At 71.9% G+C, this 26,274-nt stretch carries 21 protein-coding genes; 15 read left to right on the top strand and 6 right to left on the bottom strand.

Annotated features, from left to right (window positions below; translation table 11 throughout):
- Positions 1-161: 161 nt before the first annotated feature.
- Complete coding sequence (locus tag ASG96_RS02100) at positions 162-2,384, top strand: NADP-dependent isocitrate dehydrogenase (RefSeq protein WP_057586317.1); 2,223 nt, start codon at positions 162-164, stop codon at positions 2,382-2,384.
- Positions 2,385-2,580: 196 nt separating this feature from the next.
- Here the strand turns inward: ASG96_RS02100 and ASG96_RS02095 are convergent, their stop codons facing one another.
- The 5 genes from ASG96_RS02095 to topA form a co-directional block, all read right to left on the bottom strand.
- Positions 2,581-3,795, bottom strand: a complete 1,215-nt coding sequence (locus ASG96_RS02095) for an acyl-CoA dehydrogenase family protein (protein WP_057586315.1) — start codon at positions 3,793-3,795, stop codon at positions 2,581-2,583.
- 10 nt (positions 3,796-3,805) lie between these two features.
- Positions 3,806-4,273, bottom strand: a complete 468-nt coding sequence (locus ASG96_RS02090) for an SCP2 sterol-binding domain-containing protein (protein WP_056760106.1) — start codon at positions 4,271-4,273, stop codon at positions 3,806-3,808.
- Positions 4,274-4,327: 54 nt separating this feature from the next.
- Positions 4,328-5,119, bottom strand: coding sequence for a PIG-L deacetylase family protein (locus ASG96_RS02085; RefSeq protein WP_056760108.1), 792 nt, complete (start codon positions 5,117-5,119; stop codon positions 4,328-4,330).
- Between the two features lie 34 nt (positions 5,120-5,153).
- Complete coding sequence (locus ASG96_RS02080; protein WP_235509026.1) at positions 5,154-5,654, bottom strand: GNAT family N-acetyltransferase; 501 nt, start codon at positions 5,652-5,654, stop codon at positions 5,154-5,156.
- A 120-nt stretch (positions 5,655-5,774) separates the two neighbouring features.
- Positions 5,775-8,546 (bottom strand): type I DNA topoisomerase, encoded by a 2,772-nt coding sequence (topA, locus tag ASG96_RS02075; RefSeq protein ID WP_057586313.1) that lies wholly within the window; start codon positions 8,544-8,546, stop codon positions 5,775-5,777.
- 465 nt (positions 8,547-9,011) lie between these two features.
- Between topA and ASG96_RS02070 the strand changes: the two genes are divergently transcribed.
- The 14 genes from ASG96_RS02070 (at position 9,012) to ASG96_RS02005 (ending at position 25,381) form a co-directional block, all read left to right on the top strand.
- The gene (locus tag ASG96_RS02070; RefSeq protein ID WP_056760112.1) at positions 9,012-9,791 is read left to right on the top strand and encodes a class III extradiol ring-cleavage dioxygenase; all 780 of its coding nucleotides are present in this window, start codon (positions 9,012-9,014) and stop codon (positions 9,789-9,791) included.
- Between the two features lie 378 nt (positions 9,792-10,169).
- Complete coding sequence (locus ASG96_RS02065) at positions 10,170-11,429, top strand: toxic anion resistance protein (RefSeq protein ID WP_056760311.1); 1,260 nt, start codon at positions 10,170-10,172, stop codon at positions 11,427-11,429.
- A 191-nt stretch (positions 11,430-11,620) separates the two neighbouring features.
- Positions 11,621-12,187, top strand: coding sequence for a hypothetical protein (locus tag ASG96_RS02060; RefSeq protein ID WP_056760313.1), 567 nt, complete (start codon positions 11,621-11,623; stop codon positions 12,185-12,187).
- 16 nt (positions 12,188-12,203) lie between these two features.
- Positions 12,204-13,916 (top strand): AAA family ATPase, encoded by a 1,713-nt coding sequence (locus tag ASG96_RS02055; protein WP_056760114.1) that lies wholly within the window; start codon positions 12,204-12,206, stop codon positions 13,914-13,916.
- The gene (locus ASG96_RS02050) at positions 13,913-15,247 is read left to right on the top strand and encodes a hypothetical protein (protein ID WP_056760116.1); all 1,335 of its coding nucleotides are present in this window, start codon (positions 13,913-13,915) and stop codon (positions 15,245-15,247) included. Before ASG96_RS02055 ends, ASG96_RS02050 begins: the two co-directional genes overlap by 4 nt.
- Positions 15,244-16,230, top strand: coding sequence for a glutamate ABC transporter substrate-binding protein (locus tag ASG96_RS02045; RefSeq protein WP_057586311.1), 987 nt, complete (start codon positions 15,244-15,246; stop codon positions 16,228-16,230). Before ASG96_RS02050 ends, ASG96_RS02045 begins: the two co-directional genes overlap by 4 nt.
- Before the next feature lie 5 nt (positions 16,231-16,235).
- Entirely contained in the window at positions 16,236-17,465 is a 1,230-nt protein-coding gene (locus ASG96_RS02040) for a hypothetical protein (RefSeq protein WP_057586309.1), read from the top strand.
- A complete protein-coding gene (locus tag ASG96_RS02035; RefSeq protein ID WP_057586307.1) occupies positions 17,462-19,897 on the top strand; it encodes a serine/threonine-protein kinase in 2,436 nt (811 codons plus the stop codon). Before ASG96_RS02040 ends, ASG96_RS02035 begins: the two co-directional genes overlap by 4 nt.
- The gene (locus ASG96_RS02030; RefSeq protein ID WP_057586305.1) at positions 19,894-21,198 is read left to right on the top strand and encodes a protein phosphatase 2C domain-containing protein; all 1,305 of its coding nucleotides are present in this window, start codon (positions 19,894-19,896) and stop codon (positions 21,196-21,198) included. Before ASG96_RS02035 ends, ASG96_RS02030 begins: the two co-directional genes overlap by 4 nt.
- Positions 21,191-22,489 (top strand): VWA domain-containing protein, encoded by a 1,299-nt coding sequence (locus ASG96_RS02025; RefSeq protein WP_057586304.1) that lies wholly within the window; start codon positions 21,191-21,193, stop codon positions 22,487-22,489. The genes ASG96_RS02030 and ASG96_RS02025 overlap by 8 nt, the downstream gene beginning before the upstream one ends.
- On the top strand, positions 22,486-23,364 hold the full coding sequence (locus tag ASG96_RS02020; RefSeq protein ID WP_057586302.1) for an FHA domain-containing protein: 879 nt from the start codon (positions 22,486-22,488) through the stop codon (positions 23,362-23,364). The genes ASG96_RS02025 and ASG96_RS02020 overlap by 4 nt, the downstream gene beginning before the upstream one ends.
- A gap of 158 nt (positions 23,365-23,522) precedes the next feature.
- Positions 23,523-24,086: an AAA family ATPase gene (locus ASG96_RS02015; protein ID WP_057586300.1), complete on the top strand. Its 564-nt coding sequence runs from the start codon at positions 23,523-23,525 to the stop codon at positions 24,084-24,086.
- Entirely contained in the window at positions 24,087-24,518 is a 432-nt protein-coding gene (gene soxR / locus ASG96_RS02010; protein ID WP_056760129.1) for a redox-sensitive transcriptional activator SoxR, read from the top strand.
- A 188-nt stretch (positions 24,519-24,706) separates the two neighbouring features.
- Positions 24,707-25,381, top strand: coding sequence for an N-acetylmuramoyl-L-alanine amidase (locus ASG96_RS02005; protein ID WP_057586298.1), 675 nt, complete (start codon positions 24,707-24,709; stop codon positions 25,379-25,381).
- 100 nt (positions 25,382-25,481) lie between these two features.
- Here the strand turns inward: ASG96_RS02005 and ASG96_RS02000 are convergent, their stop codons facing one another.
- Positions 25,482-26,012 (bottom strand): hypothetical protein, encoded by a 531-nt coding sequence (locus ASG96_RS02000; protein WP_056760133.1) that lies wholly within the window; start codon positions 26,010-26,012, stop codon positions 25,482-25,484.
- Between the last annotated feature and the right edge of the window lie 262 nt (positions 26,013-26,274).

Below are 26,274 nucleotides of genomic sequence, written 5' to 3'. Positions count from 1 at the left end.
AGCCTAGGGCGGGGGTCTCTGGCGTGGCGCAGGCCACCCCGGCAGGATGGGACGGCGGCCCCACGGTCGCCCCGCATCGGATATCTTGACATCAAGATTTATTCGCAGATCCACGAAGACCGGATCTCGGCACGAACAGCAACCCGAACGGAGCACCCGCGTTGGACTCGACAATCATCTACACGCACACGGACGAGGCGCCCGCCCTGGCCACGGCCTCGCTGCTGCCCATCGTCTCGGCCTTCGCCAAGCAGGCCGGCGTCGAGGTCGAGACGCGTGACATCTCGCTGTCGGGTCGCATCATCGCCGCGTTCCCCGACGCCCTGAAGCCTGAGCAGCGCGTCAGCGACGCCCTGGCCGAGCTCGGCGCCCTGGCCAAGACGCCCGAGGCCAACATCATCAAGCTGCCCAACGTGTCGGCGTCGATCCCGCAGCTCAAGGCCGCGGTCGCCGAGCTGCAGGCCGCCGGCTACGCCCTGCCCGACTACCCCGACAACCCGTCCACCGACGAGGAGAAGGCGGCCCGGGCGGCCTACGACAAGATCAAGGGCTCGGCCGTCAACTCCGTTCTGCGCGAAGGCAACTCGGACCGCCGCGCGCCGGCGTCGGTGAAGAGCTACGCCCGCAAGCACCCGCACTCCATGGGGGCGTGGAGCGCCGACTGCAGGACGAACGTCGCGACGATGGCGGCGCACGACTTCCGGCACAACGAGACGTCCGTCGTGCTGTCGGCCGACGACACCCTGCGCGTCGAGCTCGTCGGTGCCGACGGGTCCACCACCGTGCTCAAGGAGTCGATCCCCGTCCTCGCCGGCGAGGTCGTCGACGCGACGTTCATGGACGTGGCCAAGCTGCGCGACTTCCTCTCCGAGCAGGTCCAGCGGGCCAAGGCCGAGGGCGTCCTCTTCTCGGTGCACCTCAAGGCGACGATGATGAAGGTCTCCGACCCCATCATCTTCGGCCACGTCGTGCGCGCCTTCTTCCCCGACGTCTTCGAGACGTATGCCGGCTCGCTGGCGTCCGTCGGCGCGTCCCCCAACGACGGGCTGGGCGCCGTGCTCAAGGCCGTCGAGGGACTGCCGGCCGACGAGCGGGCCGAGGTCGAGGCCGCCGTGAAGCAGGGCTTCGAGGACGGCCCGGCCATCGCCATGGTCGACTCGAACAAGGGCATCACCAACCTCCACGTGCCGAGCGACGTCATCGTCGACGCGTCGATGCCGGCGATGATCCGCACGTCGGGCCACATGTGGGACCGCGACGGCGCCGAGCAGGACACGCTCGCCGTCCTGCCCGACAGCTCGTACGCCGGCATCTACCAGGTCGTCCTCGACGACTGCCGCGCCAACGGCGCCTACGACCCGTCGACGATGGGCTCGGTCTCCAACGTCGGCCTCATGGCACAGGCGGCCGAGGAGTACGGCAGCCACGACAAGACCTTCGAGATCCCGGCCGACGGGACGGTTCGCGTCGTCGACGGCTCCGGAGCGGCGCTGCTCGAGCACGCTGTCTCGGCCGGCGACATCTGGCGCGCCTGCCAGACCAAGGACGTGCCGATCCGCGACTGGGTCAAGCTCGCGGTCACCCGCGCCCGCGCGACGGGCACTCCGGCGATCTTCTGGCTCGACGCCGACCGCGCCCACGACGCGAACCTCATCGCCAAGGTCACCGAGTACCTCACCGAGCACGACACCGACGGCCTCATCATCGGGATCATGAAGCCGACCGACGCGATCGCCTACTCCCTCGGCCGCATCCGCAAGGGCGAGGACACGATCTCGGTCACGGGCAACGTCCTGCGCGACTACCTCACCGACCTCTTCCCGATCCTCGAGCTCGGCACGTCGGCCAAGATGCTGTCGGTCGTCCCACTCATCAACGGCGGTGGCCTCTTCGAGACGGGCGCCGGCGGCTCGGCGCCCAAGCACGTCCAGCAGCTCGTCCAGGAGAACTACCTGCGCTGGGACAGCCTCGGCGAGTTCCTCGCCCTGGCGGTCAGCTTCGAGCACCTGGCGGATGTCACCGACAACCCGCGGGCCCGGGTGCTCGGCGAGACGCTCGACCGCGCGACGGGCACGCTCCTCGACGAGAACAAGGGCCCGGCCCGCAAGGTCGGCCAGATCGACAACCGGGGCAGCCACGTGTGGCTCGCCCTCTACTGGGCGCAGGAGCTCGCGGCTCAGACCGACGACGCCGCGCTGGCCGAGACCTTCGCCCCGGTGGCCAAGGCCCTCTCCGACAGCATCGCCACGATCTCCCAGGAGCTCGTCGACGCCCAGGGCCACTCGGTCGACATCGGCGGCTACTACCGCCCCGACCCGGCCAAGGTGGCCTCCGTGATGCGTCCGTCCACGACCTTCAACGAGATCATCGACGCGCTCGCCTGAGCGACGCCGCACCGCGCGGGAGCGCCCACTCGACCCTCGGGGTCGGGTGGGCGCTGCCCGTCGAGAGGCCGTCTCGCCCCCTATTGCCCGTCGAGAGGCCACGTCTCGCCCCCTCGTGCCCGTCGAAAGGCCAGTTCTCGTCGCGAGACTGGCCTTTCGACATGTCGGGGGCGGCCACAGCCGGCCACTCGACGGGTCAGCGGATGCGGACGCCGCTAATGGCCCTGGCGATGACGAGGCGCTGGATCTCGGACGTGCCCTCGAAGATCGTGTAGATCTTCGCGTCGCGCGACCACCGCTCGACCGGGTGGTCGGTGACGTAGCCGGCCCCGCCGAGGATCTGCACGGCCTTGTCGGTGACGGCCACCGCGACCTCGCCGGCCTTGAGCTTGCTCATCGAGCCCTCGGCAGCGGTGAACGGCTGGTTGGTGCGACCCATCCACGACGCGCGCCACACGAGCAGCCGGGCCGCGTCGATCTCGGTCCGCATGTCCGCCAGCGCGAACGCGATCGCCTGGTTCTCGATGATCGGCCGGCCGAAGGCGACGCGGTCCTTGGCGTAGTCGAGGGCGTACTCGTATGCCGCCCGGGCGATCCCGAGCGCCTGCGCACCCACCGTGGGACGCGAGATCTCGAACGTCCGCATGGCCGCCTGTCCGCTCGACGACCCTCCCTCGCGGGCCCGGGCAAGGCGCTCGTCGAGCTTGTCCTTGCCGCCGAGCAGGCACGACCCGGGGACGCGCACGTCGTCGAGGAAGACGTCGGCGGTGTGCGAGGCACGCAGCCCGAGCTTGCGCAGCTTCTTGGCGCCCTCGAGGCCCTTCGTGCCGGGTGGCACGACGAAGGCCGCCTGCCCGCGAGCCCTGAGCTCGGGGTCGACGACGGCCGTGACGACGTGGACGTTCGCGATGCCGCCGTTGGTGATGTAGGCCTTCTGGCCGCTGATCACCCACTCGTCGGCGGCCTCGTCGTAGCGGGCGCGGGTGCGCATGGCCCCGACGTCGGAGCCGGCCTGAGGCTCGGTCGTCGCGAAGGCGGCGAGCTTCGGGTCGTCGGCGTCGCCGTAGCACTGCGGCAGCCACTCGACCATCTGGTCGGGCGTGCCCGAGCCGTAGATCGCGGCCACCGCGAGGGTCGTGCCGAAGATCGACATCCCGATGCCGGCGTCACCCCAGAAGAGCTCCTCGTTGGCGAGGTTGATCGAGATGCCGGTGGGGTCGGACCAGCACTGGGCCAGGAACTCGAAGCCGTAGAGGCCGTTCTTCGCGGCCTCCTGGATGACGGGCCACGGCGTCTCCTCGCGGGCGTCCCACTCGGAGGCGGCCGACCGCACGACGTCGGCGGCGAAGCCGTGCACCCAGTCCCGCAGCTCGGTCTGGTCGTCGTTCAGGGCGAGCGAGAACTCCACCACGACGGGCTCCTCAGGCCTTGGGGATGTCGAAGAAGTTCGCGATGTTGGCCGCGAGCCCGAGGTCGCCCTTGGCCTTGATCTTGCCGGTCATGAACATCATCACCGGGTTGCCGCTCTTGGTGATGACCTTGGTGAAGTCGACGGGCGACATCGCGAGCGAGAGCGTCGAGTCGCCGTCGTGGCCGGGGACCGAGGTGCAGGTGCCGTCGGCGAAGCGCACGGTCCACTCGTCGGCGAAGCCGTCGGGGCGCCCGGTGATGCTCCAGTGGGTCGTGGCGGTCGTCGAACCGGCCCGGTCGGGCCGGAAGAGCTCGGGCATGCGCCGGAAGATCGCGTCGACGATGGCGCCCCGGTTGTCGCTCTCCATGACCTCCTTGACGTCCTTGTCGGACATCTCCTTGACGATGCGGATGAAGTCGCCGGGCTCGACGGCGGCGAGCTGCTCAGCGGTGGCGGTCGTGAAGTCGATCTCGGGCATCGGGGTCCCTCCGGAGGAAACGGCATTGTTACCGCGAGTAGGTTACCGGACGGTTCAGCCGTCGAGGAACCAGCCCGCGACCATCCCGTCGGGACGGCCGGGCTCGATGTAGTGCTCCTGGGCGAAGGCCACCGCGAACATCTCCACCGGCATCTGGAGCATCCCCTGCGCGTCGGACTGGCTCGCGTGCGCCTTGAGCGCCGAGCGCTTGACCTCGAGGAACTCGCCCACGTCGCACGCCCAGTGCAGCTCGCTCTCGAGGCTGCCGAGCGGGTTGCCGTCGTCCATCGGCTGGCTCGGGTCCCACTCCCCCACGTCGTGGCCGGCCGCCATCGCCGCCTGGTGCGAGCGGATCATCGCGTCGCGGTTCATCGACCCCTCGAGGTAGCGCGGCGTGCCGGCGATCTCGGCCGCCCGCCTGGTCACGGCGTGCACCTTGACGTGGTCGGGGTGGCCGTAGCCGCCGTGCCAGTCGTAGCCGACGACGACGTCGGCGGCCTCCTCGCGCAGCACCGCCGCGAGGCGCTGCGCCGCCTCCTCCGTGTCGGCCCGGGCGAAGCTCTCCTCGTGGTCGTTCTGCGCCCACCCGGTCATTCCGGAGTCGGCGTAGCCGAGGAACTCGACGCGGTGGGTGCCGATGACGGCGTTGGAGGCGGCGGCCTCGGCCCGGCGCCGCTCGACGACGGTCTCGCCCTCGGCCAGGTCGTCGGGCGCGTCGCCGTGGTCGCCGTTGGTGGCGACGACGAGCACGACGCGGTGGCCCTCGCTGACGGCGCGAGCCATCGAGCCGGCGGACTGCGAGGCCTCGTCGTCGGGGTGGGCGTGGACGAAGACAACGGTTGACATGGACTCAGCCTCTCACCGCGCGCCGACGTTCCCGTCACCGCGGCCCGTCGCCAGCATCCGCGCCACCACTCGCGCCACCACCCGCGCCACCACCCGCGCCACCGACCGGCGTCGTGTAGACGACGTAGCCCGCGAACGTCGCGACCTCGTCGTAGAGCCGGCGGGCGACGGCGTTCGACTCGTGGGTCTGCCAGTAGACGCTGCCGCAGCCCTGCCCGCGCGCCCAGTCGCGCACGGCTGCGATGAGGGCGCTCGCGACGCCCCGGCCGCGCACCGCCGGGTCGGTGAAGAGGTCCTCGAGGTAACAGAGGTCCGGCTCGCTCGAGCTGGGGTGCACGAGGAAGTGGGTGATCCCCACGAGCTCGCCGTCCAGCCATGCCCCGAGCCCGTGCAGCCTTGCGTCAGAGGCGATCTCGCGCCATGCCCTGTCGTATGCCGCCTGGCCGAGCTCGCGCTCGTAGAAGCTGATGTACGCGCGGAAGAGCTCCTCCCACCGGTCCCGGTCGGCAGCCTCGAGGCGTCGGGTCTCGATCACGTCCCGACGCTAGCGCGAGCGCAGCGTCCCCGGCAGGGCCACCACACGGCATACGCAATGAGCCACTCGAGTGATCGCCGAACCACCCTCGAGTGAGAGCTCACTCGAGCGGTGCGCGGGTCAGGCCTTCTTGGTGGCGGCCTTCTTCGTCGTGCGGGTCGTCGCCTTCTTCGCGGTCTTCCTCGCCGTCTTCTTCACGACGCGCTTGCGGGTGGTCGGGCCCTTGGCGCGCTTCTCGGCGAGCAGCTCGTAGCCGCGCTCCGGCGTGATCGCCTCGGGGTCGTCGTCCTTGCGCAGCGTAGCGTTGGTCTCGCCGTCGGTGACGTAGGGGCCGAAACGGCCGTCCTTGACGACGACGGGCTTGCCGCTGACGGGGTCGGCGCCGAGCTCCTTGAGCGGCGGTGCAGCAGCCGCGCGCCCGCGCTGCTTGGGCTGGGCGTAGATCGCGAGCGCCTCGTCGAGCGTGATGTCGAAGAGCTGCTGCTCGGTCGTGAGCGAGCGCGAGTCCGTGCCCTTCTTGAGGTACGGGCCGTAGCGGCCGTTCTGCGCTGTGATCTCGACGCCCTCGGCGTCGGTGCCGACGACGCGCGGCAGCGAGAGCAGCTTGAGCGCCGACTCGAGGTCGAGGGTCGCGAGCTCCATGTCCTTGAAGAGCGAGGCCGTGCGGGGCTTGACCTTGGCCGCCTTCTTGGCCTTGGGCCTGTCGGCCGCAGCGGCGTCGTCGTCCTCGATGACCTCGGTGACGTAGGGCCCGTAGCGCCCGGCGCGGGCGATGATGTCGCGACCGGTCTCGGGGTCCTTGCCCAGCACCTTGCCGTCGTCGGCGGCGACCTCGAGCAGCTCGCGTGCCTTCTCGGGAGTCATCTCGTCGGGCGCGATGTCGTCGGTGATCGTCGCGCGGCGCGGCGTGGCCGGCACCTCGGCGCCGTCGGCGACCTCGCCCGTCTCGAGGTCGACGCCCGCGGGGACGAGCTCCTCGACGTACGGGCCGTAGCGGCCGACGCGCACGACCATGCCGTCGCCGATCGGGATCGTGGAGATCTCCTTGGCGTCGATCTCGCCGAGGTCCTCGACGAGGTTGCGCAGGCCGGCGGACGAGGTGGCCTCCTCGCCGAAGTAGAAGCGCTTGAGCCACGCGACACGGCCCTCGTCGCCGTTGGCGATGCGGTCGAGGTCCTCTTCCATCGAGGCGGTGAACTCGTAGTCGACGAGGTTGCCGAAGTGCTCCTCGAGCAGGCGCGTCACGGCGAAGGCGAGCCACGTCGGCACGAGGGCCTGGCCCTTGGTGAAGACGTAGCCGCGGTCCTGGATGGTGCCGATCGTCGCGGCATACGTCGAGGGTCGGCCGATGCCGCGCTCCTCCATCGCCTTGACGAGGGTGGCCTCGGTGAAGCGGGCGGGCGGGCTCGTCTCGTGGCCGTCGGCCTCGGCGCGCACGACCTCGAGCGGGACGCCGGCGCTGAGCTTGGGCAGGCGGCGCTCCTCGGCGGCGGCGTCGGCGCGGGCGGCGGCCTCGTCGTCGCGGCCCTCCTCGTACGCGGCGAGGAAGCCCTTGAAGGTGATGACGGTGCCGCTGGCGCTGAACTCGACGGACTGCGCACCCTCGACGGCCGTGTCGACAGCGAGCTTGACGGTGGCGGTCGAGCCGCGGGCGTCGGCCATCTGCGAGGCGACGGTGCGCTTCCAGATCAGCTCGTAGAGCGCGAACTCCTCGCCGCGCAGCGACCCCGCGACCTGGGCCGGCGAGCGGAAACGGTCACCGGCGGGGCGGATGGCCTCGTGGGCCTCCTGGGCGTTCTTGACCTTCTTCTCGTAGCGGCGCGGGCTGTCCGGGACGTACTCGGCGCCGTACATGTCACGCGCCTGGCTGCGCGCGGCGGTCATGGCGGCGTCGGACAGCGTCGTGCTGTCGGTACGCATGTAGGTGATGTAGCCGTTCTCGTAGAGCCGCTGCGCCACGCGCATCGCGTTCTTGGACGACATGCGCAGCTTGCGCGAGGCCTCCTGCTGGAGGGTCGAGGTCGTGAACGGCGCCGACGGGCGGCGCGTGTAGGGCTTCTCCTGGACGTCGGTGACACGTGCAGCCAGGGGCAGGCAGGCCTGCGCGATGCGGGTCGCGAGCGCCTCGTCGAGGTGGACGACGCCCTTGCCGGTGAGGCGGCCGTCGTCGGCGAAGTCGCGGCCCGTGGCGACGCGGACGCCGTCGACGGACGAGAGCCGGGCCGTGAACTGCTGGCTCGCGCTGTCGGGCGTGAAGTCGCCCTCGACGTCCCAGTAGGAGGAGCGGACGAACGCCATGCGCTCGCGCTCGCGCTCGACGACCATGCGGGTCGCGACGGACTGGACCCGGCCGGCCGAGAGGCCCTGACGGACCTTGCGCCACAGCACCGGGCTGACCTCGTAGCCGTAGAGGCGGTCGAGGATGCGGCGGGTCTCCTGGGCGTCGACCATCGCGGTGTCGATCTCGCGGGTGTCGTTGACGGCGCGCTGGATCGCCTCGCGGGTGATCTCGTGGAACACCATGCGCTTGACGGGGACCCGCGGCTTGAGAGCCTCGAGCAGGTGCCACGCGATGGCCTCGCCCTCGCGGTCCTCATCGGTGGCGAGGTAGAGCTCGCTGGCGTCCTTGAGGAGGCGCTTGAGCTCGGCGACCTTCTTCTTCTTGTCCGGGTCGACGACGTAGTACGGCTCGAAGCCGTTGTCGACGTCGACGGCGAACTTGCCGAACGGGCCCTTCTTCATGTCGGCCGGCAGCTCGGAGGGGTTCGGCAGGTCACGGATGTGACCCACGGACGCCTCGACCTCGAAGTCGCCTCCGAGGTATCCGGCGATGGTCTTCGCCTTGGCGGGCGACTCGACGATGACGAGCTTGCGGCCCTTGCCTGCGGCCATGGTGCACCTTCAACTTCCCGCATCTCACGTGCAGCGGATTCGTCGCTGCCCCGACGTGGACGCGGACCGACCGTAACAGCCCGCGCCGGGTGTGGTCTCACGACATCCGCCGGAGAGGGCGTATGCCGTCCCCTGGCGACCCGCTCGTCCCGCGCCCACCGCGCCCCGCCCACCTCAAACGTCGAGAGGCCACGTGTGGCCGCGTCTGACACGTCGAGAGGCCACGTGTGGCCGTGTCTGACACGTCGAGAGGCCACGTGTGGCCGCGTCTGACACGTCGAGGCCAAGCGCGGACGCCGCCCTTGTGGCCTCTCGAGGGTTGAGGGTGGGCTAGAGGTGGCCTCTCGACGGTTCGGCGGGGGTGCGGAGAAACGGGGCCACACGGCATACGTCCTCGGGGATGATGACGCGCGGAGCCACGTTCCCATGGTAGTTTAGAGTTCAACAACTTCGGAAGGAACCGCCATGTCCGCCCCCGTCCTCTATCTCAGCCACGGCGCCCCGCCGCTCGCCGACGACGAGCGCTGGACGGCCGAGCTGGCCGGGTGGTCCGCGGACCTGCCGAAGCCCAAGGACGTCCTCATGGTCTCGGCGCACTGGGAGGACGCCCCGACGACCCTCGGCTCGACGACCGGCGCCCCCCTCACCTACGACTTCTGGGGCTTCCCGCAGAAGTACTACGAGGTGACCTACGACGCGCCCGCGGCGCCCGCGCTCGCCGACGACGTGACGAAGCTGCTGACGTGGCCCGGCCACGAGGTGCACCGCGACGAGGCGCGCGGCCTCGACCACGGCGCCTACGTCCCGCTCAAGGAGATGTTCCCCGACGCCGACGTGCCGGTGCTCCAGATGTCGATGCCGACCCTCGACCCGCGCGGCCTCTTCGAGATCGGCCGGCGCCTCGCCCCGCTGCGCGAGCAGGGCACGATGATCGTCGGCTCCGGCTTCACGACCCACAACCTGCGCTGGTTCAACCCGCACGCCGGCGCCGACGGCCAGCCGCCGCGCGCCAGCGCCGAGTTCGACCACTGGGCCCAGGAGGCCATGAAGGCCAAGGACGTCGACGGCCTGCTCGACTTCCTCGACAAGGCCCCCGCGGCCCACGAGGCACACCCGCGCACCGAGCACTTCGCGCCGCTCTTCGTGACCCTCGGCGCCGCCTACGAGTCGGGCGGCCTCGACAACAAGAGCGTCATCGACGGCTTCTGGTTCGGCCTGAGCAAGCGCTCCTGGCAGTTCGACTGAGCGACCCGGGCCCGCGCCCGGGGCGACCCGTGCGCGGCCCCGGATCACCCCGGGAACCGGCGGGTAACCCCGTCCGTTCTTCCGGTGTGGGTGCCCCACACACGCGGCCGCGGCTCGTAACCTCCCCTGACTCCGAGCCGCGGCCGCTCCTCTCCACCGGGGCTCCACCGGGGCCTCGTCAGGGACTCCGGACGGGTCCGCGGGGCGACGGAACCCACGCGTTCGCCCACCCGTCGCAGGCGCACGGCACGTAGAGTGGCCGTACGCCCGACGAGCGCGCCGCAGGCGTGATTCGTGCGCCGTCCGTGGTGCCGACGGGCGAGGGACTTCGGTCGCGTCGCCGACGCGGCCGGCACGCGAGGGAAGGACCCGCTCCACATGACTGACCAGCCCGCCGCCCAGGCAGCCGCGCCCGCCCAGGTCGCCCCCCTCGAGCCGCCGCCCGGCGACGCGTTCATCCTCACGGCCCCCGCGCCGACGGCCGCCGTCGCCGAGACCGCCGCGCCGAAGATGGCACCGGCCGTCCCCGAGGCGGCCCTGCCCGGCCTCGACGCCAAGGTCGACACCTACCTCGACTCCCTCACGAAGGCCGCGGCCCGCTCGCCCGAGTGGGAGACCAAGGCCGCCGACGTGCGCAGCATGGGCAACGACGAGGTGCGGTTCGCCGCCGAGTCGTCCAACCGGATGCTCCAGATGCCCGTCAAGGCGCTCAACGAGGGCGGCCTGTCGGGCAACTCGAAGGTCGGCAAGACGCTGCTCGACCTGCGGCGCACGGTCGAGGACCTCGACCCGGGCCAGGCCGCGGGCGCCAAGAAGTTCCTCGGCATGATCCCGTTCGGCGACAAGGTCAACGACTACTTCCGCAAGTACCAGTCGGCGCAGAGCCACCTCAACGGCATCCTCCACTCGCTCCAGTCCGGCCAGGACGAGCTCGTCAAGGACAACGTCGCCCTCAACCTCGAGAAGAAGAACCTCTGGGAGTCGATGGGCCGGCTCAACCAGTACGTCTACGTCGCCGAGCGCCTCGACGCCAAGCTCGCCGCCCAGGTCGCGACCCTCGAGTCGACCGACCCCGAACGCGCCAAGGCGCTGCGCGAGGACGTCCTCTTCTACGTCCGCCAGAAGCACCAGGACCTGCTGACCCAGCTCGCCGTGTCGATCCAGAACTACCTCGCGATCGACATCATCATCAAGAACAACATCGAGCTCATCAAGGGCGTCGACCGCGCGACGACGACCACGGTCTCGGCCCTGCGCACCGCCGTCATCGTGGCCCAGGCGCTCAACAACCAGCAGCTCGTGCTCGACCAGATCACGGCCCTCAACACGACGACCTCGGGCATCATCGAGCGTACGTCGGAGGCCCTCAAGCAGAACTCCGCCCGCATCCAGGAGCAGTCGGCGAGCGCGACGCTGTCGATCGAGTCGCTGCAGAAGGCGTTCGCCAACATCTACGAGACGATGGACACCATCGACCAGTTCAAGGTGCGGGCGCTCGACAACATGGCCGCGACGATCGGCACGCTCGAGACCGAGGTGGCCAAGTCGCGCTCCTACCTCGACCGCGTGTCCAAGCAGGACGCCCGCCGCGCCGAGAACGCCGCGCCCGGACTGCTCGACCTCGGCTCGGGCCGGTGAGGGTGGCTGGGACCGGGAGCCGGTGACGGGCCCGCGACGCGGGTGAGGTGAGGCAGGGTCGCCGTGGCGCGACTCGTACAGCAGGATGTGCGTGGCCGGTCGACGGTCGGCGCGCGCGACACACCAGAGGGGACACAGCAGTGGGTATCCGGTCGTGGTTCGGGTTGGACAGGCCCGAGGCACCCGAGCCCGTGCGCTCGGGCCCACCCACCACGGAGCAGCTGCTCGGGGCGCTCGACGCCATCGAGACGCAGGCCCGCGAGGGCAAGGTGCCCGGCGTCGTGCTCTCCCGCCTGCTGCGCGTCACCCGCATCGTGCGCCAGACCCTGCCGCGCCTCGACAACCTCGGCCTCGGCAGCCGAGAGGGCTTCAGCGTCATGGCCACCGCCACCGACTACCTCCCGGTCGCCATCGGCAACTACCTGCGCCTCCCGCGCGACTGGGCCGACACGCGTCCCATCGCCGCGGGCAAGAGCTCGGTCATGCTCCTCGTCGACCAGCTCGACCTGCTCGGCACGACGATGGACAAGGTCTACGACGCCGTATGCCGTGCCGACGCCGAGGCGATCATCGTGCACGGGGCGTTCCTCGAGCAGAAGTTCGGCCAGGCCTCCGACGGTGGGGTGCTCGGGCTAGGTCCCGACCCGGTTCGCGTCGCCCCTCCGCCCGAGACCGGCTCGGCCCACACCCCGAGTCCTCCGGGTGCCGTCAGCACGTCACCGTCCGCCTCCCCCCGCCCACTGGCCCCGCCGGAGTGATGCATGAGAACCGAGCATGAACGCTGACGAGTCCCGCCTCGCCGAGAGCCTGGACCAGCTGAGCGACGTCGCCGCGGAGGCCGGTCTCGACCCGGCCGCGGCCCGCGACGAGGGGCTGCGCGTCGCCGCCGCCCTCGCCGAGGCCGTGCCCGGGGCGCCCCCCGCCTGGGCCGAGGTCGCACACCCGGGCCTGACCGACCTCGCCCGCATCAACGAGGCGTTCTTCGACGCCGCCTCGCGCGGGCGGCGCTGGCGCGGAGCCCCGACCGACCTGCTCGAGGCGCTCGTCGCCTCCCGTCACACGCTCGCCCCCGAGTACGCCGAGGCGCTGACCGAGGTCGCGTCGTCCGCCGTCATGCTCGGGACGGCGCCGATCTGGGTCATCGCCAACGCCTCGGCCGCGTCCGGTGCCTACCTCGCCGCCGCACGCCTGTCCTCCCAGCGGGTGCCCGCGTTCCCCGGCAGCGAGTCCGACGCAGAGCGCCGGCTCCTCGGCGGCACACCCGGGATGGGCCTCGGGTCCCCCGACACGATGCGTCCGAGCATTCCCGGCCCCATCGACCCACGGCTCCTCGATCTCCTGCAACCGGATCGCCTTGCGGCACAAGGCGGCCCGCCCGGAGGCCAGGACAGCGGTGCCACGGCGTCAGCCGCCCTTGCTGACCCACCGGCCGAGCCCAGGACGCCGGCCGAGCCCGAGAAGTCCGTCGAGGAGCTCCTCGCCGAGCTCGACGCGATGATCGGTCTCGAGCGCGTCAAGAAGGAGATCCACCGCCAGGTCGCGCTGCTCACCGTCGAGAAGATGCGCACCGAGGCCGGCCTCAAAGCACACAAGATGAGCCGGCATCTCATCTTCGTCGGCAACCCCGGCACCGGGAAGACCACCGTCGCGCGCCTCGTCGGCGGCATCTACAAGGCCCTCGGGCTGCTGCCCACCGGGCAGCTCGTCGAGGTCGACCGCAGCGAGCTCGTCGCCGGCTACGTCGGGCAGACAGCGATGAAGACGGCCGAGGTCTGCGCCAAGGCCACGGGCGGGGTGCTCTTCATCGACGAGGCCTACGCCCTGACCGGCGACCAGTACGCCTCGGAGGCCGTCAACACCCTCGTCAAGGAGATGGAGGACCACCGCGAGGACCTCGTCGTCATCGTGGCCGGCTATCCCGACCCCATGGTCGGCTTCATCGCCCAGAACCCCGGCCTGGCAAGCCGGTTCACGACGACGATCGAGTTCGACGACTACTCCGACGACGAGCTGCTCGCGATCCTCGACTCGATCGCCGCCGGCAGCGACTACGAGCTGACCGACGACGCCCGCACCCGCGTCCGGCACCAGCTCGAGGCCACGCCGCGCACACCTGCGTTCGGCAACGGCCGCTTCTCGCGCAACGTCTTCGAGCACGCCGTCGGTCGCCACGCGTGGCGCCTCAAGGACGCGACGGAGCCGACGCGCGACGACCTGCGTCTACTCACTGCAGACGACTTCACCGACCAGCCCGACACGCCGGCCGACGAACCAGCCCACGCGCCCGCCGACCCACCGGCCGACGGAACTGCGGCAGACGACGCGCCCGGCGCCCCCGAGCAGGACCCGGCGGCGGTCAGGGCAGACCCTGATGGTCCGGCGGACGCCGATGAGGCAGTCTCGGACGGGCAGACCGAGCAGGACGGGCAGACCGAGCAGCACGAGCAGCACGACACCAGCGCGACCGAGCACGAGGACACCGCATGAGCGCACCGACGACGAACATCCCCGTCGCCATCCCGGCGGGTGCGTCGTCCGGCGCGCCCGCGGGCCAGCGGCCGCGCACCATCGCCGGCAGCCTCTCCGGGGGTATCCCCGGCGCCCGCGGCCTCGCCGGCCGGCTCCTGCACGGCACTCCCGGGCGGATGCGCCTCTTCGGCCTCCTCGGCGTCGTTGCCGCCGTGCTGCTCGGAGCCGTCAGCGCCAACGCCCTCCTCGCCTCGGAGGCGGCCGTCGAGCGCGCCGCCAACAACAGCGCCCAGGTGGTCCGGGCGCAGTCGATCCACGTCGACCTCCTGCGCGCCGACGCCGTCGCCACCAACGCGTTCCTCGTCGGCGGCCTCGAGTCGCCCGAGTCACGCGCCAGCTACGAGGGCGCCATGGGCCGGGTCGCCGCCGGGATCGCCGAGGCCGCCGCCGCCCAGCCCGCCGACGGCAACGCCCTCGGGGTGCTCTCGCAGCGCGTGCAGACGTATGCCGCCCTCGTCGAGCAGGCCCGATCGAACAACCGGCTCGGCCTGCCCGTCGGCGCGCAGTACCTCACCCAGGCCAGCGCAGGCCTGCGCGCCGATGCCATCCCGATCGTGACGCAGGTCGTCAAGGCCAACGAGGAGCGCGCCAAGAAGGAGTTCGAGCGCAGCAACTCGAGCCTCCAGCTGCTCGTCGGCGTCGTGTCCCTCATCGGCCTCGTCGCGCTCGCCGTCTGGCTGGCCAAGCGCACACACCGCTACCTCAACCCGTCCCTGACGGGAGCCATCGCCCTGCTCCTCGTCGCGCTCTTCGTGACCGCGACGGTGATCACCGGCGTCGGCAGCGCGACGCGCGACGTCTCCAACGGCAGCTACCAGCGGGCCGTCGCCCTCGCGAACGTGACGACCGCAGCCAACGACGCCCGCGCCAACGAGAGCCTCACCCTGATCCGCCGGGGCTCGGGGGCCTCGAACGAACAGGCCTGGGTCGCCGACCGCAAGGCCGTCGACGCGACGCTGGCCACCCTCGACGACAGCGCCCTCCAGGACCAGTGGGCCGACTACGTCGACGCCCACGTCAAGGTGCGCTCCCTCGACAAGGGCGGTCACTGGGACGACGCGGTCACGCTGTCGACGAGCACGGAGGACGGCGGTGCCGCCAAGACCTTCAGCACCTTCGACGTCGCCGTGACGCAGGCCCGCGACAGCGCCGCCAAGGCCACCGTCACGACGTTGGAGACGCTCGGCCGTGCGGCGCCACTCATGGCCGTCGTCGTCGCCCTCGCGGCCCTCGTCGCGTCGTGGCTCATCGTCCGAGGAGTCGGCCAGCGGATCGAGGAGTACCGATGAGCACCATCACCCGGGCGCTGCGGCGTCGCCTCGTGGCCCTCGTCGCCGTCGCCGGCGTCGGGGTTCTCGCCGGCTGCTCCGGCGTCACCTACGCCGAGACCCAGCTGCCGGCGAGCGCCGCACCCAAGCCGACGAGCAGCACACCCGCCGCCCCGGCGCCGACGTGCAGCAACGCGACACAGTCCTACGACCCGCTGCCGAGCCTGCCGAGCCGTGGCGACATCACCGATGCGTCGATGCGCCGGATCATCGACAAGGGGTTCATCACGGTCGGCGTCTCGGCCGACACGTACCTCTTCGGGGCCCGCAACGCGTTCACCGGCGGCATCGAGGGCTTCGACATCGACATGGCCCGGGCCGTCGCCAAGGCGATCTTCGGCGACTCCTCGAAGGTCCAGCTGCGCGTCATCACGGCCGACGACCGCAAGCCCCTGCTCAAGAACCGCGAGATCGACATGGTCGCACGCAACATGTCGATGACGTGCGATCGCTGGAACGACATCGGCTTCTCGGCCGAGTACTACCGGTCCGGCCAGAAGGTCCTCGTCAGCAAGGCCCTGCCCGGCGCCAAGGACCTCACGCTCGCCGACCTGAAGGGCAAGCGGGTCTGCGCCCCCACCGGCACGACCTCGCTGGCCAAGCTGCAGCAGGTCAAGGGGCCGGTCGTCGTGACGGCCGGCACCCACACCGGATGCCTCGTGCTGCTCCAGCAGGGCAAGGCAGACGCCATCACCGGTGACGACACCGTGCTCGCCGGCCTCGCCGCGCAGGACCCCAACACCGTCGTCACGAGCGCCAAGGCGATCACCGTCGAGCCCTACGGCCTGGGCGTCAACAAGTCCGACGTCTACCTCGCCCGCTACCTCAACCGGGTCATCGCCGACCTCGAGGCGGACGGCGAGTGGAAGGCGATCTACAACCGCTGGCTCGCGGCACCGCTCGGGCCCGCGCCCGCACCCCCGACCCCGGTCTACGGACGATGAGCGCGGTGCCGCAGAGCAATCCCGACCCGGGCACCGTCGCCCCGACGGCGCCCGGGCGACTCGGCGTGCCCGTCCAGGCCGGCGAGGCCCAGACGTACCTGAACGCGTTGCGCGAGTGGGTCGCTCAGCGCCGTGCCGACCTCGGCGAGGTCGACCGCGCCGTCCTCAAGCTCTCGCAGGCCGAGCAGGTCGCGATCACCACCGACCTCACTGTGGCGCTGACCTTCTGGAAGGCCGTCAGCGACCGGCTCACGCTCCTCGAGACGACCTTCGACGGTGGCCGGGTCGGGCCGGTCGAGGCCGAACGGCTCTCGACGCTCATCCACGGGCGGCTCGACTCCAACACGACCGAGCACCTGGCACTGCCATCCAGCGGCTCGCTCGCGGTGAGCCTCCCCGAGGCGTGCCGACTGCTCGACTCGCTGACCCGCACCCTCCAGGCGCGTGCCTCCCTCGCGCCGGGCGCGGCAGAGGCGACCCAGCGGATCACGTTGGTGCGCGCGGGGATCGAGCGCACTCGCGACCAGGTCCCCCTCGTCCCCGCCGGTGCGGAGCGCGACGACGCCACCGAGAAGCTCGTGCGGCTCGACCGGCGCATGGGCGACCTCGTCGAGCGCGCCCGACGCGGCGCCGACGTCGGCGGCATCATCGGTCCGCTCGAGATCGACGTCGCGGTGCTCGAGCGCGACCTCATCGTCGCCGCCGCAGAGCGCGCCTCGGCCGCTCGCAGCCGGGTGCGCACGCAGCAGCAGGTCGAGGAGCTCGACGCGCGTGCCGCCGCCATCCGGGCCCTCGAGCGCGCCTGCCTCGAGGCGATCACGCCCGCACCGCACCTCGCGATCCCCAACGTCCGCGCGCTGGGACCCGTGCCGCAGGCGGCGGCCGAGCTCACGGCATACCGCGGCAAGCTCGAGCGGGTCTCGCGGGCCCTCGACCTCGCCCACGAGACGTATGCCGCCGGGCTGGCCGAGCGCGACGAGGTCGTCGGGCTCGTGGGTGCCGTCGGCGCCATGGCCGCGTCGGCGACGCTGACGCCCGAGGCGGAGGCCGACGTGGCCGAGCTGCGTCGCCGTCTCGACGAGACGCTCGCCTCGCGTCCCCTGCCGATCGGCCGCGCCCGCGCGCTCGCGGCCGCCTTCTCCGCCTACGTCGACACGGCGACCCGCCCGCAGCCTCGCTCCGGCCGCCTCGCCCCCCGTCCGTCCGCACCCCGACCCCAGAGGCCTCGCCCATGAACTGCACGCAGCCGGGCTGCACCGGAACGATCGTCGATGGCTACTGCGACGTGTGCGGCATGGCCGCCGGGTCGAGCCCGGTCCCCGTCGCGAGCGCCTCCGTCGGCGCGGCGTCCACGCCCGTCGCGGCCCCGGCCCGAGCCGCGGCGCCGGCCGTCGGTCCGTCGATCCCCGAGGGGGGCGCGTGCCAGCAGCCCGGCTGCAGCGGGACGATCGACGCGGGCTACTGCAACGTGTGCGGCACCCCGGCCGACCAGCTCGGCGTCGCCGGGTACGCCGCGCCCTCCGACCCACCCGCCACAGCCGGTGCCACCGCCGCGACCGCGGCCACCGGGGGCGTCGGCCCCGAGATCTCCACGCGGTCGGCCGCCTCGAGCAACCTCGCATCGGCAGCCCTGGGCTCCAAGCGGGCCCGCGAGTCCGGGTCGATCGCGACACGACGCACCGGGGGCTCGCAGCGACTGCGCTCGGCCCGCCTCGGTGGCGGCATCACCTCGGTGCGGCCGGCTCCAGAGATCGACGCCGAGAAGGCCCTGCTCACCAACCCGTCGGTGCCCGAGAACAAGCGCTTCTGCCCGAAGTGCGGCGAGCCCGTCGGCCGCGGTCGAGACGGCAAGCCGGGCCGCACCACCGGCTTCTGCGCCAACTGCCGCCACCCCTTCTCCTTCGACCCCAAGCTCAAGGCGGGCGACCTCGTCGCCGGGCAGTACGAGGTCGCCGGCTGCCTCGCCCACGGTGGCCTCGGCTGGATCTACCTCGCGCGCGACAAGAACGTGTCCGACCGGTGGGTCGTGCTCAAGGGCCTGCTCAACTCCGCCGACCCCGACGCCCTCGCGGCGGCGATCGCCGAGCAGCGCTTCCTCGCGCAGGTGTCGCACCCGAGCATCGTCGAGATCTACAACTTCGTGACGCACGACGACGCCGGCTACATCGTCATGGAGTACGTGGGCGGCACGTCGCTCAAGTCGATCCTCAAGCAGCGCCTCCAGGCCGCCGGGAGGTACGACCCGCTGCCCGTCGACCAGGCCCTCGCCTACATCCTCGAGATCCTGCCGTCGTTCCAGTACCTCCACGACCTCGGGCTCGTCTACTGCGACTTCAAGCCCGACAACATCATCCAGGTCGGCGACGAGGTCAAGCTCATCGACCTCGGCGGCGTGCGCCGCGCCGACGACGACGACTCGGCGATCTTCGGCACCGTGGGCTACCAGGCCCCGGAGGTCGCCGAGCTCGGCGTCTCCGCGGCCTCCGACATCTACACGATCGGCCGCACGCTCGTCGTCCTGACGATGGAGTTCCGCGGCTACCAGACGACCTACCTCAACACGCTGCCCGCGCAGGACACCGTCCCGGTCTTCCAGCGCTACGACTCCTTCTACCGACTCGTCGCCAAGGCGTGTGCGCCCAACCGCGACGACCGCTTCGTCTCGGCCGACGAGCTGCGCTCGCAGATGGTCGGCGTGCTGCGTGAGGTCGTCGCCCTCGACCGGGGGTCGGGCGCTGCGGCGACGACGGTCAGCTCACTCCTCTTCGACGTGCCGACCCCGGGCGTCGAGCCCGACGACTGGCGCAACCTGCCGGCGCTGCGCCGCGACCCGCACGACCCCCAGACGGGCTGGCTGACCACGGTGTCCGGCTCGCCGGAGGAACGCCTCGCGACGCTCAAGCGGGCGGCCGTGCGCACGACGGAGGTGCTCCTCGAGCAGGCACGCACCGCTCTCGACGCCGGCAGGCCCGACGTCGCCGAGACCACCGCGGGCGAGCTGCTGAGCGCCGACCCGTGGGAGTGGCGGGCCGTCTGGATCCAGGGTCTCGCGGCACTCGAGCGCGGCGACTCACGCGCCGCCCAGGCCGCCTTCAACGCCGTCTACGGTCAGGTGCCCGGCGAGCTGGCGCCCAAGCTGGCGCTCGCCCAGGCCTCGGAGCAGGCCGGTGACGCGGCCGTCGCCGAGAACCTCTACGTGGCCTGCGCGCGGACCGACGCGACCTACGTCCCGATGGCCGCGTTCGGTCTCGCCCGCATCCGGGCCGCACGGTCCGACGTCGACGGTGCCGTGGCGGCATACCGCCTCGTCCCGGTCCAGTCGAGCGCCTACCGCACTGCACGCGCGGGTCTCGCCGAGCTGCTCGCCAAGGCCAACCGAGGACTGCCCGACCTCGCCGAGGCCCTGCGCACCCTCGACGACACGTCGCTGTCGGCGCGGCGCCGTGCCGAGCTCACGACGCTGATCTACCGTGAGGCGCTCGTGACGGTGGAGAAGACCGGCAACAAGGCCGACGTCCGCCTCGGCGAGCACAAGGGCACCCCCAACGGCCTGCGTCTCGGGCTCGAGGAGGCCCTGCGCGAGCTGGCCAAGCGCACCCCCGACCTGTCCGAGCGCGTTCCCCTCGTGGACGAGGCCAACGCCATCCGACCCTGGAGCCTCTGGTGACCGACATCCCGACCGCGGGAGCGCCACAACCCGCTCCCGTGCCTGCGCCCGGGTCCCTGCCGAGCGTCACGACCGCGCCCGCGCCACCCGCCTCGCGGGACTGCCCCGCCTGCGGCACGGCCAACCCGGCCGACTCGACCTTCTGCGAGGCGTGCGGCGCCGACCTCGTGGTCGCGGCCCGCGCCTCCGACGGGGCACATCCGCCGGCCGACGTCTCGGACGGCACGGTGCTCGCCTCGGCGACGCCGCAGACCGCGCCCGCCGGTGAGGAGTCCCCCCTCGACGTCGGCTGGACCGGAGCCGTGCCCTCCTCGGCCACCGCCCCCGCGACCGACGACCTCACCTGCCACGCCTGCGGCCAGGGCCGTATCGTCGACGGCTACTGCGACCACTGCGGCACCCCGCCGCCCAACCCCCGCGACCACCTCGTCGACTCGCCGACGGCCTGGGTCGGGGGCGTCTGCGACATCGGCAGGCGCCACGCCCGCAACGAGGACGCCATGTCGCTCAGCGCCACCGACCCACCGGGGTCGCGGGCCGTCCTCGTCGTCTGCGACGGCGTCTCGATGGCCACCGACTCGCACATCGCCTCGCTCGCCGCCGCGAAAGCTGCCCGGGCCGTGCTCGACCAGCCGTTCCCCAAGGGCGTCGGCACCCCGGACTCGTGGGCGTCCGGTGCCGCGCGGGCGCTGACGAGCGCCGTCACCCGCGCCAACGAGGCCGTCGCGGCCTCGGTCGTCGAGGACGTCCCCAACCCGCCGTCGTGCACCTTCGCGGCCGCGGTCGTCGAGGACGACGTCGTCGTGGCCGGCAACGTCGGCGACAGCCGGGTCTACTGGCTGCCGGACGCCGCCGACGAGCCGGCGCGTCAGCTGGGCCGCGACGACTCCTTCGCGCAGGAGCAGATGACCGCGGGTGTCCCGAGGCTCGAGGCCGAGACCGGACCGCACGCGCACTCGATCACGCGCTGGCTCGGCAAGGACGCACCCGAGGACCTCACGCCGCACCTGACGACGCTGACGCCGACACCGGGTTGGCTCATGGTCTGCTCCGACGGGCTGTGGAACTACTGCTCCGAGGCCGAGGCGCTGCGCACCCTGCTGCACGACGCGGCGGCTCGGCTCGACGACGCCACGCCCACCACCCTGGCGTCGGCGCTCGTCGACTTCGCCAACGAGCAGGGTGGACGCGACAACATCACGGTTGCCCTCGCCAGACTGGCTGGGCGAGGATCGAGCACGACGACGACCGAGGCGACCGCAGCGGCGGCGCCGGTGGAAGGGGACCCGACCGATGGCTGACTTCACGGCAGAGGTGTTCCAGAACGAGTTCCTGCCCGACGGGGGCACCGACGTGCACGCGATCGTGCGCGTGACCTCGACGGGGGCGTCCACAGGCACGTCGTCCACGGCCTCGGCGGGGCTGGCCGATCCCGGCTCGGCCGCAGAGGTCATCCTCATCGACACGTCCGGCTCGATGGGTCGGCGCGGGGTCGCGGCCGCCGGCGAGGCCGCCAAGGCCGCACTCGCCGAGATCGTCGACGGCACGCTCTTCTCCATCGTGTCGGGCAACGGCACGGCCCAGATCGTCTACCCGTACAGCCACCAGGGCGCCCTCGTCCCGATGTCGGCGCACACCCGCGGCGAGGCCAGCCGCGCCATCGACGGCCTCCGCGCCAACGGCGGCACGGCGATGGGCACCTGGCTCTCCCTCGCCCGCCAGATCTTCGAGACCGTGCCGCACGTGACGAAGCGCCACGCGATCCTGCTCACCGACGGCGTCAACGAGGGCGAGACGTCCCAGTCGCTGCAGGCCGCGGTCCAGAGCTGCGTCGGTGCCTTCCAGTGCGACTGCCGCGGCGTCGGCGACCAGTGGCGCGTCGACGAGGTGCGCGGCATCGCCTCGGCGCTGCTCGGCACCGTCGACCTCATCCCGGCGCCGGAGGAGATGGCCGCCGAGTTCGAGGCGATGATGCGCACGTCGATGTCACGCGGCGTCGCCAACTCGGAGCTGCGCGTGTGGGTGCCGCAGGGCGCGGAGCTGCTCTTCGTCAAGCAGGTGTCACCGACGCTCGAGGACCTCACGTCACGTCGCACCGTCGTCAACCCGCTCACCGGCGCCTACCCGACCGGCGCGTGGTCCGACGAGAGCCGCGACTACCACGTGGCCGTCCGCCTCCCCGCCCGCACGCTCGGCCAGGAGCAGCTCGCGGCCCGCGTGCAGTTCTCGCTCGGTGGTGACCCCGTCGCGCAGGCGCTCGTCAAGGCCAAGTGGAGCAACGACGACTCGCTGACGACGCGCATCGACCCCGCGGTCGCCGCCTACACCGGGCAGGCCGAGCTCGCCACCGTCATCCAGGAGGGCCTCGCAGCCAAGGCCGCCGGCCAGGACGACGTCGCGACGTCGAAGCTCGGCCGGGCCGTCCAGCTCGCCGACCAGACGGGCAACGACGAGATGACCTCCCGCCTCAAGAAGGTCGTCGAGATCGACGACGCCGACACCGGGACCGTCCGCCTCAAGAAGGGGGCCTCGAAGATCGACGAGATGTCGCTCGACACGGCCTCGACGAAGACGAGCAGGGTGCGCCGGTGAGCGCTGTCTGCCCCAACGGGCACACGTCCGAGGCCGAGGACTACTGCGACACGTGCGGCTCGCCCATCGACGCGAGCGCCCAGCCGGCCTCGGGTGGCGGCGTCGCGGCGAGCGCGGGCGACCTCGCCTCCGCCCCTGCAGCCGGTGCTCCGACGGCAGGCTCCTCCCTCGACCTCGACCCCCCGGCCTCGGCCGCCACGGCTCCCGAGACGGCGGACCCGGTCGCTCCGGCCGCCCTCGTGTGCCCCCACTGCCAGACCGAGAACCCCGACGGCGCGCTCTTCTGCGAGGCCTGCGGCTACGACTTCACGACCGGCGCGATGCCACGCGACCCGGCGGCCGGACCCGGCGACCTCGCCGACACGGAGCCCGAGGGCGAAGCCGTCGGTCACGCGTCAGCCGGCCCCGCGGGTGCCGCAGCCGCTGCGTCCGACGGTTCGACCGGCGAGTCCACTACGTCCTTCGAGTGGCTGGCCGAGGTCTGGGTCGACCCGGACTGGTACCAGACCCAGGAGGCCGAGGACCCCTGCCCGTCACCGGGGCTGCCGACGATCATGCCGCTGCGCCACCGCAGCGTCCTGCTCGGCCGCGTGTCGACGAGCAAGAACACCCACCCCGAGATCGACCTCTCGTCCGACCCCGGAGTCAGCCGCCGCCATGCGCAGCTGACCACCGACGGGAGCCGCTGGTTCGTCGAGGACCTCGGCAGCTCCAACGGCACCTTCGTCGGGCCCGCGTCGGGGCCGCTCCCCCAGCGCGCGATCGCCGTCGGCCCCAAGACCGAGCTGGGCGACGACGACCGCCTCTACGTCGGCGCCTGGACGCGTGTCGTCGTGCGTCGAGCCACCCCCGACGAGGTCGAGGCCTACGCCTGACGGGACTGGGCCACCGTCCGTGGGACCGACAGGGCCACTCCACAGGGGCGGTGACGGCATACGGCATCGGTGCCGGGCGGCGGAGGGCTGCGGACGCTACTTGAACGTCACATGAACTCTGGCGACTTTTCACCCCGCGGCGCCTAGGGTGGTGCGGTGTGAGCGACCGGCCCCTCCACTCCGCCGTCGACCTCCCGCAGATCATCGTCGTCACCGGCGTCATGGCCGCGGGCAAGTCGACCGTCTCCCAGCTCCTCGCGGAGCGCTTCTCGCGTGCGGTGCACCTGCGCGGCGACGAGTTCCGCCGTGTCGTCGTGCGCGGCCGCGTCGACATGTCGCCGCACGGTGACCCCGAGGCGGAGCGGCAGCTCGCCCTGCGGCACGCCATCGCGGCCCACTCCGCCAACGAGTACGCCGCGGCGGGCTTCACCGTGGTCCTCCAGGACCTCTTCGTCGGGACGACCCTTCGGCCCTTCCTCGACCAGCTGACCGCGCGACCGCTCAGCCTCGTGATGCTCGCGCCCGACGTGGGCACCGTCATGCAGCGCGAGTCCGAGCGGGTCAAGGTCGGCTACGGCGACCTCTGGTCGATCCGCGACTTCGACCACAAGGTGCGCACGGAGACGCCGCACATCGGCCTGTGGCTCGACAGCTCGCAGCAGACGCCGGACGAGACGGTCGAGGAGATCCTCGCCCGCCTCGCCGAGGCAAGGGTGGCCTAGATGTCGGGCCTGACGATCGGACAGGTCGCCGAGCGCACCGGCGCGGCCACCTCCGCCCTGCGCTACTGGGAGGACCTCGGGCTCATCAGCTCGGTCCGCACGACCGGCAACCAGCGCCGCTACGAGCGGGCGACGATCCGCCGGGTGTCGTTCATCCGGGCGGCCCAGCGGGTGGGCCTGTCGCTCGACGAGATCGGGGCCGCACTCGCAACGCTCCCGGACGCGCGCACCCCCACCGCCACGGACTGGGCCCGGCTCTCGCGCGCGTGGCGCGGCCGGCTCGACGAGCAGATCCGCCGCATCGAGAAGCTGCGCGACCAGCTCGACTCCTGCATCGGCTGCGGGTGCCTCAGCCTGCGCACGTGCGCGCTCAACAACCCGTCCGACGTGCTGGCCGAGCACGGGCCCGGGGCCGTCCTCCTCGAGCCCTGAGCGCGCCGCCGCCGGGCCCGAGGGCGTATGCCGTCCGGTCGGCTCCGTGGACGCGTCCTCTCCCACGCGCGTTGCCGTTCGCCCTCCATCCCTGCTCCGCCGGCGCTCGGGTTAGCCCGTTGTTACTGGGAGTTGGGATCGTCGGCTCGTGACCGGACTGTCCGGTCCGAACCCGAACGGAGACCTGCATGCGCGCGCTGCCGCTCGGCGGGTCCGGGGCCGCCGCGGACGACTCTGCCGGCACCGGAACCGCCACCTCATCACACGAGCCGGGAGCCCTCGCGAGCCAGGGCGAGCCGCTGCCCCTGACCTGGCTGGCCGACGCGCTGCGGGACGCCGGGCTCGTCGTCCACGAGACCTCTGGATGGACGACGCGACTGGGGCCCGGCGTGTTCGAGCCCGGCGGGGTGCTGCTCCACCACACCGCCGTCCTCGCGACGCCGTCCGACCCCCACCCGTCGCTCGACCTGGTGGTCGCCGGGGACGCCGATCGCCTCGGCCCCCTCTGCCACGTCCTCGTGGACCGCAACGGGGAGTGCTGGGTCGTCGCCGCGGGGCGCGCGAGCCATGCCGGCCGGGCCGACACGAGTGGCCCGATGCCCGAGGGGGACGGCGATGCCGTCTACGTCGGCGTCGAGGTCGAGTACGCCGCGACGACCCAGGACCCCACGCAGTACGCGACGAGCGTGCAGAAGTCGACCGCGATCGTGGCCGCCGCGACGATCGTCGCTCGCCTCGGTCGCGACCAGCGCCACGTGCGCGCGCACCGGGAGACGAGCCCGGCGGCCGCCATCGACCCCTACAACTGGGACATGGTCTCGATCCGGGACTCGGTGCGCCAGGCCCTCGAGCGGACCGGCTGAGAGCCCGGGCCGTCGCATTCGCTCGACCGCCGGCCGCCCCACGACACGGCGCCTGCCCCCACGAGGAGGCAGGCGCCGTGTCGTGGGCCGAGAACCGGAGTCAGTCGCGGATGTTGTTCGCGCGACGGGCGAGGTAGCCGGAGTAGCTGCTGAGGTTGGCGATCCGGTGGTTCATGTCGTCGGTGGGGTTGGACTCCTCGTAGAGCCAGAACTGCGTGTGGTCGGCGTTGGCCCACTTCTGGAAGAGGACGGTGTGGTTGCCGGGGTCGACGAGGAAGTCGCCGGCCTTGAGGTTGGCGCGCGAGATGCCGAAGCTGTAGGTGGAGGTGGCCAGTGCCGACGTGTTCGGGGCGCTGAGGCCGGTGGGTCCGAGCTTGAGGGCCATCGACACGAAGCCCGAGCAGTCGCGTCGCCACGAGTAGACGCCGTCGGGCCCCGTCGCGGTGCCGCTCTGGCTGTACTGGATGTTGCGGTCCATCCAGTTCTGCGCCCTGTCGATGACGTCGGCCCTGCTGATGGGGTCGTTGGGGGCCGCACTGGCGGGGGCGGCGGGTGCGGCGGTGACCGCAACGGCGATCATCGTGGTGGCGAGGGCCGAACGGATCATGGTGCGGCGGGACATCGTCGACATGGTTTCAACTCCTTATCGGGGGCCGTCGCGAGCCTTCTCACGATTCGGCGCCTTTTGTTGTGGTGGTTTCACCTGGTGTTTCTGGCGATGCCGAACCTGCCATCACGGACCAACAATTCGCTAACACGTGGAAATGCCGCGGAGAATGGTTCGCTGTCGGCAGGTCGGGGCCTTACGGAAATGGGCGTACGCCACCGGGTGGACTCGTGGTGCACGAGTCCACCCAGCGGCATACGCCGTCGAACGCGTCCCCCCGCGGAAC

The organism is Terrabacter sp. Soil810 (assembly GCF_001429645.1).
GTDB lineage: Bacteria > Actinomycetota > Actinomycetes > Actinomycetales > Dermatophilaceae > Terrabacter.
The sequence above is the reverse complement of the archived record's forward strand: the minus strand, read 5'-3'. Positions and strand labels throughout refer to the sequence as shown.

Excerpts from the sequence above, each read along its gene's own strand:
- ASG96_RS02090 (WP_056760106.1), bottom strand. The coding sequence starts at position 4,273 with ATGCCCGAGATCGACTTCACGACCGCCACCGCTGAGCAGCTCGCCGCC.
- ASG96_RS02085 (WP_056760108.1), bottom strand. The coding sequence starts at position 5,119 with ATGTCAACCGTTGTCTTCGTCCACGCCCACCCCGACGACGAGGCCTCG.
- topA (WP_057586313.1), bottom strand. The coding sequence starts at position 8,546 with ATGGCCGCAGGCAAGGGCCGCAAGCTCGTCATCGTCGAGTCGCCCGCC.
- ASG96_RS02070 (WP_056760112.1), top strand. The coding sequence starts at position 9,012 with ATGTCCGCCCCCGTCCTCTATCTCAGCCACGGCGCCCCGCCGCTCGCC.
- ASG96_RS02065 (WP_056760311.1), top strand. The coding sequence starts at position 10,170 with ATGACTGACCAGCCCGCCGCCCAGGCAGCCGCGCCCGCCCAGGTCGCC.
- ASG96_RS02055 (WP_056760114.1), top strand. The coding sequence starts at position 12,204 with ATGAACGCTGACGAGTCCCGCCTCGCCGAGAGCCTGGACCAGCTGAGC.
- ASG96_RS02050 (WP_056760116.1), top strand. The coding sequence starts at position 13,913 with ATGAGCGCACCGACGACGAACATCCCCGTCGCCATCCCGGCGGGTGCG.
- ASG96_RS02045 (WP_057586311.1), top strand. The coding sequence starts at position 15,244 with ATGAGCACCATCACCCGGGCGCTGCGGCGTCGCCTCGTGGCCCTCGTC.
- ASG96_RS02035 (WP_057586307.1), top strand. The coding sequence starts at position 17,462 with ATGAACTGCACGCAGCCGGGCTGCACCGGAACGATCGTCGATGGCTAC.
- ASG96_RS02025 (WP_057586304.1), top strand. The coding sequence starts at position 21,191 with ATGGCTGACTTCACGGCAGAGGTGTTCCAGAACGAGTTCCTGCCCGAC.
- soxR (WP_056760129.1), top strand. The coding sequence starts at position 24,087 with ATGTCGGGCCTGACGATCGGACAGGTCGCCGAGCGCACCGGCGCGGCC.
- ASG96_RS02005 (WP_057586298.1), top strand. The coding sequence starts at position 24,707 with ATGCGCGCGCTGCCGCTCGGCGGGTCCGGGGCCGCCGCGGACGACTCT.
- ASG96_RS02000 (WP_056760133.1), bottom strand. The coding sequence starts at position 26,012 with ATGTCGACGATGTCCCGCCGCACCATGATCCGTTCGGCCCTCGCCACC.